The sequence below is a fragment of the Snuella lapsa genome (assembly GCF_039539345.1).
GTDB classification, from domain to species: Bacteria; Bacteroidota; Bacteroidia; order Flavobacteriales; family Flavobacteriaceae; genus Snuella; species Snuella lapsa.
Map to the genome: position 1 here is coordinate 21,124 of NZ_BAABCY010000009.1, position 12,646 is coordinate 33,769.

Genomic DNA, 12,646 nt, shown 5'->3' on the forward strand with positions numbered 1-12,646 from the left:
TTAATTAAAACTTTAAATTCAAACCTAACGACACCGTCTTAATACCAGGGTTTGAACCTGCAATATGCCCGGCATTTTCAGGATCCAATCCTATCCAATCGGATGAAGTAATCAAGTTTTTACCACTTAGGTATATTTTAAGAGCTTGCATCCCCATTGCTTCAAGAAACTTTTCATCAAAATTATAGCTTAAGGATACGTTCTGTAATCTTACAAATTCATGCGATTGCCAAAAGCCATAATTAAATGGGTTACCATAATTTGGTCTTACAGCTGTCGTACTGGGATAATCAGGCATCCAATAATCCTTATTTAACCAATTAGCGACTTCTGGTACCAATCGGGCAGGGTTCAAACCAAATGAGTTCTCTGCAATATAACGATTGTCTGTTCCTCCTCCGGCAACAAAATTGACATCAAAAAACAACTGAAAATTCTTGTAAGAAATAGTATTAGATACGTTAAGGTTATAGTTTGGGTTAGTATTACCTATGATTGATCGGTCATCTGCATTAATAACACCATCATTATTAAGATCTTTAAATCTAAGGTCTCCAGGACTATATCCATATGTAGAAATATCATCAACATCATCAGCCTGAACGATACCATCAGGTGTGAAATCGTAAACAGCTCCTAAAGATTCGCCAATAAACCAGCCATTACCAAAATCGTCATCTTCGACGCCATCTGCATCTGCGTCAACACCATAAAGGCTAACCAATTTATTTCTATTCATCCAGAAGGCAAGGCCTGTTTGCCATTGAAATCCGGAGTCTGATTTAATGTTTATACTCTTGAGTTGCACTTCAATTCCTTTGTTGTCTACACGCCCTATATTTGTTAATACGGATTGGTATCCCGTCATTATAGGAATATTTCTAATCAACAACTGATCTTCTGTTTTACTTTTATAAACATTAACATCTCCTGAAATACGTTCATTAAAAAAGGAAAAATTAACTCCTAAATTCAATGCGGTTGTTGTTTCCCAAGTCAATTCTTTATTAGCTAAAGAAGATGGAATAGAAAAATTAAAGGTGGTATTTCCAAATACGGTTTGCCCAGTTTCTATACTAGCAAACGTCTCATAAGGATCTACAGCTTGATTTCCGTTCTTACCATAGGAACCACGTAACTTTATGTACCCAATATTCTTTGCAAAGTTCTCTTCACTTATGGTCCATGCAACAGCTACACCCGGAAAATCTCCAAATTTTCTACCTTTTGAAAATCCTGAATAGCCATCACGTCTATAGTTAAAAGTCAAGTGATACTTATTATCATATACATAATTTAACCTTCCTAGATAAGCTACGTTACTATATTCGGTCTTTCCTGTTTCTGATGTCTTTTTTCCTGAATCCGCTAAATGAAATCCATACCATCCAAGTACAGAAGTACCCGCTTCAGAAAAATCTGTGGCACCTGTCTCTGTGTACTCTAATCTTGTAAAGTCACGTGTGTAGCCGGCCAATGCATCGACTCTATGATTCCCGAAACTTCTTTTATAGGTCAATAGGTTATTCAAAACATAACCTGTATTGAATTCATCCCTTTTAAATCCATTTGCACTGTTTAAAAATGGCGTTGCATCTTCGATTTGATTAGGGTCTAATGTATTAATATAAGATTCTTCGTGTATAAACGTACCTAAGTTCTTAACCCCTCTATTAGCCGTACCCTCAATACGATAGGTTAATCCCTCCATTAGTTTGGCTTGCAAGTAAGCAATTCCTCGAATAGAATATCTTTTATCCAAATCATCGGGCATAGTATCCCAAAATGGATTTTCTAATGTAGATGTTGTTGATGGAAACCTATGCAACTGATTCTCATACCCTTCCACATACTTATAGCCATATGGAGACATGTATGTGGTCTCATACAGACCTGGCGCAATACCTGAATAATCCGAATAACTATAATAACCGTTCAATCCTGCTTCCAACCAATCCGTAACGGTAAAATCCAACTTAGACGTTAAGGAAAATTGTTTATAGTTATCGTTAACCAAAACTCCCTTTTGATCTAATATGTTAGCAGAAACGTAATAATTAGTTTTGTCTGTTTTACCAGATACACTCAACTGAGAATTTACAATTGGAGCAAATTGTGTCACTTCGTCATACCAATCTATAGTTTTCCCTTCATTATAAGCCTTCAATTCCAGTGGAAACAAAATGGATTCAAGTGTTAAATCCTCCTTACCTCTTATAGCAGCATTATCACGTCTCCATCTAATAAAGTCTTCTCCCTTTCTCATATTGGGACGTCTGGTCCATGATTGAATTCCTGACGTAATATTCACCCCAATCACGGGCTTTCCTGACTTACCCTTTTTCGTTGTAATTACAATAACCCCATTTGCCGCTCTTGACCCATAAATTGCGGCAGAACTAGCATCTTTTAAGATATCAAATGAGGCCACGTCATTGGTATTAATTTCATTTAAGCTACCAGAAAAGATCAGTCCATCAAGCACTATTAAAGGAGCATTTCCTGCCGTAATAGTATTTTGTCCTCGAATTAATATAGATGGTTCTCCCCCTGCACTGGTAACAGCTCCAATGTTTACACCGGAGGTACTCCCCCTTAAGGACTCCACTAAATTAACATTTGGCACATTGGCTATTGGAGAGCTTTCCATATCAACTCTGGAAACAGCACCAGTCAGGTCCTTTTTGGTAGAAGTTCCATAACCAATAACTACCACCTCGTCCAGCTTGGCCGTATCCTCTTCTAAAGTTACATTAATAATGTTCTGGTCTTGCACCTGTATTTCAACAGTTTTAAAACCCAAATAGGAAAACACCAAGGTTGCCCCTCTATTTAACCTAATAGTATAGTTACCGTCAAAGTCTGTAAGCGCACCTTTGGTTGTCCCTTTTTCCAAAATGTTTACTCCAGGGAGGGGTTGTCCAGATTTTTCTACTACTTTTCCCGTTACAGTCAATGGGTCACTTTGACCAAAGGAAAAGGATAGAGAAAAAACCATAAATAAAAAAAAGAAGTTTTTTTTCATAATCTCATAAATTTTGTTTGTAGTTATTCAACTGATTTTTCATCTTCACAATGTTAATATTTTCTTAAACCCCGCTTTGCAACAAATTCGGCTTTATCTAGCACTGATTTTAATCACTAAAACAAATTCAGGTTTTGTTAGCACGTTTTCGGTTTTTTATTGAATTTAAGCTCTCAATACTGTAATTTTAGCATAAAAGAATATTCTATGTTTCGCCATTCTGTTTCTGCCATATTCACATTTGTTCTCTTATTTAATTGTAATGTATTTATATTGAATGCTCAATTTGTAAATTATGGAACAAAGGATGGGTTATCTTTTAAAAGCATTGATCACCTTGCTGAAGATGATGAAGGACTTATATATGCAGGAACAAATGAAGGATTAGATGTATTTGATGGAAACCAATTTATTTCCATTAAACCAAATGGATCTGAAGTAACCGCAAATAATATTGTTTCTATATTATTTTTAAAAAAGGGTTACTTATTGGTTAGTATTTTGAATAAAGGTTTATTTCTATATAACAAATATGAAGAAACCCTAAATGAATTAAAACTAAAAGACCATAACTCAGCTACATTTTCTGCAACAGCTCTTGCGCTAGACCACAAAGGCTTGGTTTGGATCGGGTCTAGTAATGGCACCGTATTTACAGTTTTAAGTGATCATTTAACTTCTAAAAGTGACAATATCTCAGAAATTGAACTGGAAGAAATCACACAAATACCCTCTAAAATAAATCAAATTTATGCTTTCGATGATCATATCCTCATAGCTTCCAATTCCCCCGGACTAATTCATATTATAAACAAGAACGAAAAAATTATTTTATTACCGCCCATTTATTTCGAAAATACAACTAGGATTCATAGGGTTAATCATGTAAATAACATATTATTTATTGGCACAGACAACGGACTTTATAAAATAGATGATTTTTCGACTTTTCATACAAATAACAACCATGTAAAACCTTGGTTACTTAACCAAAAGATTATACGCACCATTTCTGTCCATGACGATATTTTATGGATAGGCACTGAAGGGAATGGGCTTTTTAAGCTTTCATTAGAAGGTGATATACATGATAATTTTGTGTATTCTGAAAACAAGCGCAATAGTATAAATTCAAATTATATTTTACACACATTTGTTGATCGTTCCAATCACTTATGGATAGGCACTTGGTTTGGCGGACTCAACATGCTAGACCTTAATAAATCAAACATTACATTTATTTACGATATACAGAATGAAAACAACTTGTTTTCAAACATCTTATGGTCACTATCTAAAACACCAAAAGATGAAATTTACGTAGGAACACATGGTAACGGTTTAGCAATATATGATAGATTGGCAGAAAATTTCAAATCTGTATTAAAGACCGAATCTATAAAATCTATTAGTTCTCTTTACTTTGACACCGTCTCCAACTTATTATTTATTGGCACTTGGGGGAATGGTGTTTGGGCTTACGACATAAACAACAAGCAACTTATTAAAAATAAATATGATTTTAAACTATTAGAAGCTGATAGAATTTATGCTATCACCAGAGGTCCTAGAGGTTACCTTTGGATAGGTAGTTACAATAATGGTCTCTTCCTTTTTTCTGAAAAAGAAAAAAAACTAAAACCGATCATTTTATCTAACAATTCTTCAAAAAAAGTTGATATAAGATGCCTTTATTCTGACAATGCAAATAATAAACTATTTGTCGGCTCCTTGCAAAATGGCATTTTTGAACTATCAATTGGCAAAAGTGGGGAAATAGTAAATAAAAAACATTATAAATATTTTGAGAATCCCGATGAAAAAATTAATGCTGAAAACATGTTCATGGCAAATGATGGAAAATTATGGTTACAATGCCGTAATGGACTCGGCATAATAAGTAACGATAAAAAACCTTATCAGATTTCACAACTTAAAGAACAAGTAATCACTTCTTTATGTGAAGACAAGCAGGGTATATTTTGGGTTAGCACCTATCAAGGTATATTTAAAATAAACCCTAAAAGCATGCGCTCTGAACTTATTGTTAAAGGCCATAGTTTTTATGATCTTCTTTATTTAGAAAAAGAAAATCTTGTCTTAGCGGCTTCTGATGATGGACTAGTAAAAATAGATCCTGAAATGAGTCCTTTACAAATGCCAATTTCAAATATCTTATTGCAAAACCTGAAAGTACTTGACCAAAATGTTCGTCCAAATAAACCAATACGCAATGAGGTTATCTTAAATAAGCGTCTTAATTACTCAGACACTATAGTATTACCTCATTTTACACAAACTTTTTCATTTGACATTGTAAATGTTTCATACAATAAAAACCAACAAGGAAAAATAAGGTACAGACTTAAAAGCTTTGATGAATTTTGGAACGAAACCAATAACAAATCTGCCAATGTATCTTACACAAACCTTCCCTATGGCTCTTATGTATTTCAAGCTCAAACCTCAAACGAAATCAAAGTATGGAATTCGACGGTCAGAGAACTTACTATTATAAAACAAAGACCATGGTGGCTAAATATTTGGGCCAAACTATTGTATTTTTTAATCTTAACGACAAGCATATACATTATATATAAACTTATAAAAGAGCGCATTAGAATTAAACAAGAGCTTAAAATCGAAAAAATTAAACACGAGCAAGAAAACAATCTTTACCAACAAAAGATTTCATTTTTCACCAATATTTCCCATGATATTAGGACACCTTTAACATTGATTATTGGGCCAATTGAAGAAATCCTATCTAATCGACAAATCGAAAATAATGTTTTTTTGAAATTACAGCGTGTTCTGAAAAATTCGAGAATGCTTTTAAATTTAATAAACCAGATCCTTGATTTTAGAAAAGTAGAGACTGACAACCTAAACCTTGATAAAAAACAAATAACTCTTAACAATTTTATTCAAAACATCTATTATCAATTTAATGAATTAGCTCATAGCAAAGCCATTGATCTTGAGTTAAACTTTCGTGACGAGGAGGTTATCTTAATTGCAGATCCAGTAAAATTAGAGTCAATTCTTTTTAACTTAATTTCTAACGCTATAAAGTTCACTCCTAAATACGGGCATATTATTATTGAATCATTTAAAAAAGAAGAAGACATTTTTATTACCATTCAGGATTCTGGAATAGGCATTCACCCAGAAGAAGTTGATAAAGTTTTTACTAGATTTTACACATCTAAGCTCAACAATTTCTCGTCTGGTTCTGGAATAGGCATGGCTTTGGTAAAAAAGTATGTTGATGCGCACGATGGCAACATAGATATTTCGAGTAAACTAAATTCTGGAACAAAGTTTACAATATTCTTCCCTTCTTTAGACGGTTCATCTTATGAAAAGTATATTAATTCTCCCGATATCGATTTACAAATAGCAGCAGCTATATCTATAAACGACAAGGTCAATCAAGAGAAAAAAAGTGTTATTCTTGTAATAGATGATAATCCAGAAATAATAAATTATCTTGAGGAGATTTTAAAGGAGGATTATAAAGTACTATCTGCAGGAAATGGTAAATCTGGTTTTGATATAGCCAATAAAAAAATTCCGGATCTTATTATAAGTGATGTGATGATGGAGGAGTTAAACGGCTTTGAACTATGTGAATTATTAAAGTCCAACCTTTCAACATCGCACATTCCAATAATCCTTTTGACTGCAAAGAATTCAACAGAATCAAAAATTGAAGGGTTTGAAAAAGGAGCCGATGCTTATATCGAAAAGCCCTTTAGCAGCAGGCTACTATTAACTCGCATTAAAAAAATTATAACCGAAAGGGAAAAACTCAAAAAGAAATTTTTAATTTCAAATAGCTTTACGGGAGACTCTTTACCCTCTTCTGTAGACAAAGAATTTTTAGATAATATTGTATCCCAAATTGAAGAACACATTTCTGAATCCGATTTTTCTGTTCAAAGTTTAATTGATATTGTTAATATGAGTCAAGATCAACTGTACAGAAAAATAAAGGCTCTCTCTGGGCTGTCTATTAATCACTTTATAAGGAGGGTAAGATTAAATAAAGCCGCTAAACTAATTGCCGAAGGACGACATACAATAAGCGAAGTAGTCTATATCGTTGGGTTTAACAACCCCTCTTATTTTACTAAATGTTTTAAGGCTGAATTTGGCATGTCTCCTAGTGAATATATAAGTGAAAAGGAAAGAGTAGTAAACAAAAATAAGTAAATCAAAAATATTAAGACAAATATGGTATCAATCTCAAAAGTTGCGTGTGGATTTCCCAAGAATGATATTTTTTTGCTTCATTTTATATCAACTTATTTTAGGATGGAGCTTTATAAGCAAAAAGCCTCTCGAAATTGAGAAGCTTTTTGCTTTAAAAAGTGCGGGCGGGGAGACTCGAACTCCCACACATTGCTGCACTAGATCCTAAGTCTAGCGTGTCTACCAATTCCACCACGCCCGCAAAAGGACTGCAAATATATAAATTTGTTTTAATAAACAAATACTTCTACAATAAAAAAATAAAGCAAAAACTTTTCTTTTTGGGTTTTAAGAAATATGATTATTGAGGTTACTTATAATACCATTTAAAACACACTAAAAATCAATTTCTCAAAAACTATAGCTTTATTATTATAACCAGACACACTTAATTAACATAGCAAATTGAACAATTCAAAAGTACCCATTTAAGACGCTATCCCACAAAATATTACTTTGCACCATATTCCCTAGTTTATTTGTTCAAATTGAATAGCCTCATTATTCTTTGCAATAATGATTGTTTTTTTACCACTTGGCATCTTAATAAATTTGGCATCTGAAACATTCCCATTGACATATAACCCACTATTAAAAGGCGCAATGGGTTTAAAATTCCCTTTTCCATCTCCCTTCAAATAAAGACCATAGCCAGCATCTTGCCTAGGGGTTTCAACTTCAAAACCATAGATATTCCCCAATAAAACAAGATCTAAATTACCATCTTTATCAATGTCTTCACTAATAATATTTGTTATGGCCGTTGTTTGCACTTCATTTGGCAATTGTTTTTTTGTAAATGTTCCATTTCCTTTATTCTCAAAATAACTCGTAGCAAAAGATGTGGCCTTATAATGAAGCGCTGATTGTATTTTTTCCTCACCATAGACATCAATTAATTTAGCTGAGGCAAAATCGTGATATGTTGGGAATTTCCTTTTAATAAAAGGCATTTGGTTAGAGCTACATTCCCTTCCGCGTAATGGATATAATTCCCCACCTTGATGATAACCCAATACAATGTCTATAGTCCCTGTTTGGTCAAAGTCTTTAGCAAAAATTTCGAATGGTTCGGTTTTCGAAGCTTTATACTTACTGTTTAGTCCCAGATTCCCCGCTAGAACATCAATATCACCATCATTATCAAAATCTGCTGTTTCAACACCAAACCACCAACCGACTTCGTTATTTAGGCCTGTTGTTTCAGAAATATCAGAAAACACGCCGTCTTCATATTTTAATACTTTAATTGCCATCCATTCACCAACAACTATTAAATCTTTTATTTTATCGCCATCAATATCTGCCCATTGTGCATCAGTTACCATTCCAATATCCTTGAATACGCTTACCTCAGCATCAACAAATTGAACTTTTCCTTTTTTAGAGTCATTCCTAAATATGGTACTTGTCGCTGGATAAGGATATTTTCCAGGCACTTGTCTTCCTCCAACAAAAAGATCCAAATCCCCATCTAAATCATAATCATATGGTCTTACTACAGATCCACTAATAATACTACTGTTTTTGAATGGAGCAACAACTTTAGCAAATTCCCCATTTGTGTTGAGATATATGCGGTCTGAGTAATAATTAGAGTTTTCTTTAAACTCATTACTACCGCTCACTACATACAAATCTAAATCACCATCAGAATCTACGTCAAAAAACTCTGCGCCTACATCCTCATATACTTTTTCTTTTAGAAATAGTGCAAAATTTGAATTCGTAAAACCTCCATCGCTATTTTGAATATACAATGCCCCTGGAAACCCCTTGGCTCCTCCAATATAAAAATCGTCCAAACCATCAGCATTTACATCTCCTACAGCTAAAGCTGGCCCTTCTTCAGACATTTTATGGGGCAACAAACTTTCTTTGTTAAAATCGTTATACTCATTTTCTTGATGTTCTACAAAGATATTGTGCGCTCGTGTTACGTCCTTAAACCTGACTTTTTGTACGCTATTTTGAACAGGATTATTTTTTTCTGGATTATATGAAATTGTAATTGTTCTATTGGCTTCAACATCTACTAATTCTTGATAGTTTCCATCAGGCCAAAACACCTTAAGCGATTCTACCTTTTTTGCTCCACCAATTCCAAAGTGTATTGGAGAAGCCATTGCAGATTGATACCCTCTGGTAAAATAATTTTCTGATATATACGATTGCCCTTCCGCTATAATTTCTATGCGCGCACCAATGGCATCAATATTTTTTTTAGTTCCTCTTAGGTTTACTTTTAGGTAATTATTTTCCTTTTGGTTATTTCGGTATAAATGTGCAAAATCATCTGTATTGTTAACAATAATATCTAAGTCACCATCATTATCAAAATCGGCATAGGCAGCTCCATTCGAAGAAGATAGGGGTTGATCAAAATGTTGTTTATGGAATATTAAATCATTTCCATTCAAATAGAAGTGATTCTTCTTTTTACGTTCTGGTAATTTTTTTAAAAGGTCTTCAACATGATCTTTTAAGTTTACTTCTTCCTTTTTTATTCCTTCCTGATACTTCTTTTCTAAGTATATTAAAAAATCATTATTTCTGAAATCTCTTTTTATGCCATTAGAAATAAAAATATCGCGAAGTCCGTCATTATTCATATCCATTAGTAAAGGTGCCCAACTCCAATCGGTACTTGAAACATGTGCTAATTGAGCTACATCTGAAAACACAGGAATATTGGTACTGGGATAATTGCCATTGTTTACTTGAAGTGCATTATACATATATTGCCTATGGAGTCCAAGGTTTTCAATCATACTAAACCCTGCCACATTCATTCCGCTCATGCTTGCTTTTTGCCCATAATTATCATCAGCCATCATATCCAATGAAATGATATCCAAAAAGCCATCATTATTTATATCTGCTATATCATTTCCCATAGAGAAGGTAGATATATGTCCAAAAGACATCCTTGATGTTTCTGTGAATGTACCATCTTGATTATTTAAATAAAGGTGGTCTTTTTCGTAATAATCATTACCTACATATACATCTGGCCATCCATCATTATTCACATCCCCAATTGCAATCCCTAACCCAAAGCCCAAATTATTACTAATAATTCCTGCCTTTTTAGTAACATTAACAAATTTTCCGTTATCGTTACGATATAGTTTTTCTCCAATTTTTTCGGATTGACCTCTCATTACCGTTTTTGCCTCAAGCATTTCATATACGTCAATGTTATGGTTAATAAGAAACATATCTAAATCGCCATCACGATCATAATCAAAAAAAGAGGCTTGTGTAGAATGATGGGGTAAGTCCAAATTATATTCCTTTGCATTCTCTTCAAATATTGGAATGTTATTTTCATCGACTCCCTTATTTATAAGTAGCTCGTTTCTTAAAGGTTCATCAGTTTCGAACCTACCAGACTTTAAAATATAAATATCCTTTAATCCATCATTATTAATATCAATAATGGCAACCCCTGTTGAAAAGCCTTTATTTCCCTGTGCATTAGCCTTTACACTTACATTTTTAAACTTTAATTCTCCTTGATTAAGGTATAATTTATTACTACGAAGATTACTAGCAAAATAAATATCTTGCAAGCCATCATTATTAAAATCGGCAACAGCGACTCCTGCTCCATTATAAAAATATTCGTAATAGAAACCATTCATTGAAGTGGTTTCGTTTAATTTGTTATTAAAATTAAGACCTGTATCCTCAAATCCCAGAACTGTAAACAATGCTTGTGTCTCCTTTGTATGTTGCGTAGGCTTAGCATCCTTACATGCGATAAATAATAAAGAAAAAACGAGTATTGGGCACAACTGATAATTTTTAATTTTGTTTATCATACTTCATTCAATAAATATCTTTTTTCCTTTACTGTATAGCTCCAGAAAAAGAACGTTATAAATAATGTGATTAAACAACCTCCAATGTATGCTACGTTATTAGCTAATTCAAATCCTTCTGGAGCGATTAAGATATATGTACTGCAAACCATGGTCATAAACATAGCTGGCACCATGGTCACCCAATAGGTTTTGTTTTCATAAATTAAATACGCCGTAATTGTCCAAAGAACCACAGTTGCCAATGTTTGATTACTCCATGCAAAATAACGCCATATAACTCCAAAATCGATTTGAGTTAATATAAAGGCAATTGTAAAAAGAGGTAAACTAATATATAATCGGTTTTTAATTTTCTTTTGGTTAGACTTAAAGACATCTGATAATATAAGTCTCGCCGAACGAAACGCAGTATCACCCGACGTAATTGGTGCTGCCACTATACCCAATAAAGCTAAAAACCCTCCAATACCTCCAAGCATGTTTAAGGATATTTCGTTTGCTGCCCAGGCAGCATTATTATTATTTTCCAGCATGACTATATTTAAACCTTCTACATTTCCAAAAAATGTCATAGCAGCTGCTGCCCAAATCAAAGCCACAATCCCTTCTGTAATCATCGTTCCAAAGAAAATTCCTCTTCCATTCTTTTCGTTCTTTATACAACGAGCCATTAAGGGGGACTGCGTAGCATGAAAGCCAGATATGGCTCCGCAGGCAATGGTTACGAAAAGCATAGGAAAAATAGGCGTCTCTTCTGGATTGGTTGTCATATTAATTAAGTTTCCTGGAACAAGCTCAGGAATTTGATAGTTACCAAAAAAGAGCGCTCCTAAAAGTCCTAGAGCCATTAATAACATAGCCATTCCGAAAACTGGATATAGTTTACTAATAAGCTTATCTATAGGCAATAAAGTAGACAAAATATAGTACACTAAAATAATGGCTGCCCAAACCCAAACACCCCATTGATTACTCGTCATCCCATCAATTATCTTTGCTGGCCCCACTAGAAATACAGTTCCAACAAAAATTAAAAGTATTACGGTAAAAAATCGCATGACATGCTTTGCCTTAGAGCCTAAATAAAACCCTACCACTTCACTGATGCTTAACCCATCATGGCGCACTGAAAGCATTCCTGAAAAATAATCATGAACAGCTCCTGCAAATATACTACCCAACACTATCCATAAAAATGCGGACGGACCGTACATGGCTCCAGCTATAGCCCCAAAAATAGGTCCTAGACCAGCAATATTTAAAAATTGAATCATAAAAATACGCCATGCAGACAGAGGCATATAGTCTACATTATCTTGAAGTTTAAATGCTGGAGTCCTTCGATCCTTTTGCACTCCAAAGACCTTTTCCACAAACTTGCCATAAGTAAAATAGCCTATTATTAGCATTAATATTGAAACTATAAAGGAAACCATTATCTATTTTTTTAAATATTCTTTTATTGAAGTCATCTTGACTTTTTAAGTTTATAAAATTTCTTTAGTCCAATTACAATGAAAGCTAGGAAGTTAAA

General features: G+C 33.6%; 4 protein-coding genes and 1 tRNA gene. 1 reads left to right on the forward strand and 4 read right to left on the reverse strand.

Features of this window, described 5'->3' with window-relative positions; genetic code table 11:
* Nucleotides 1–4: 4 nt before the first annotated feature.
* Nucleotides 5–3,025 (reverse strand): SusC/RagA family TonB-linked outer membrane protein, encoded by a 3,021-nt coding sequence (locus ABD792_RS01255; protein ID WP_345003894.1) that lies wholly within the window; start codon nucleotides 3,023–3,025, stop codon nucleotides 5–7.
* Between the two features lie 207 nt (nucleotides 3,026–3,232).
* Here ABD792_RS01255 and ABD792_RS01260 point away from each other — a divergent pair, with 207 nt between their 5' ends.
* Nucleotides 3,233–7,243, forward strand: a complete 4,011-nt coding sequence (locus tag ABD792_RS01260; protein WP_345003895.1) for a hybrid sensor histidine kinase/response regulator transcription factor — start codon at nucleotides 3,233–3,235, stop codon at nucleotides 7,241–7,243.
* Nucleotides 7,244–7,402: 159 nt separating this feature from the next.
* On the opposite strand, the gene ABD792_RS01265 is transcribed toward ABD792_RS01260, so the two are convergent.
* The 3 genes from ABD792_RS01265 to ABD792_RS01275 form a co-directional block, all read right to left on the reverse strand.
* A tRNA-Leu gene (locus ABD792_RS01265) sits at nucleotides 7,403–7,484 on the reverse strand.
* Between the two features lie 268 nt (nucleotides 7,485–7,752).
* Nucleotides 7,753–11,082 (reverse strand): VCBS repeat-containing protein, encoded by a 3,330-nt coding sequence (locus tag ABD792_RS01270; RefSeq protein ID WP_345003896.1) that lies wholly within the window; start codon nucleotides 11,080–11,082, stop codon nucleotides 7,753–7,755.
* A gap of 23 nt (nucleotides 11,083–11,105) precedes the next feature.
* Nucleotides 11,106–12,548, reverse strand: a complete 1,443-nt coding sequence (locus tag ABD792_RS01275; protein ID WP_345003898.1) for a carbon starvation CstA family protein — start codon at nucleotides 12,546–12,548, stop codon at nucleotides 11,106–11,108.
* Nucleotides 12,549–12,646: the final 98 nt, after the last annotated feature.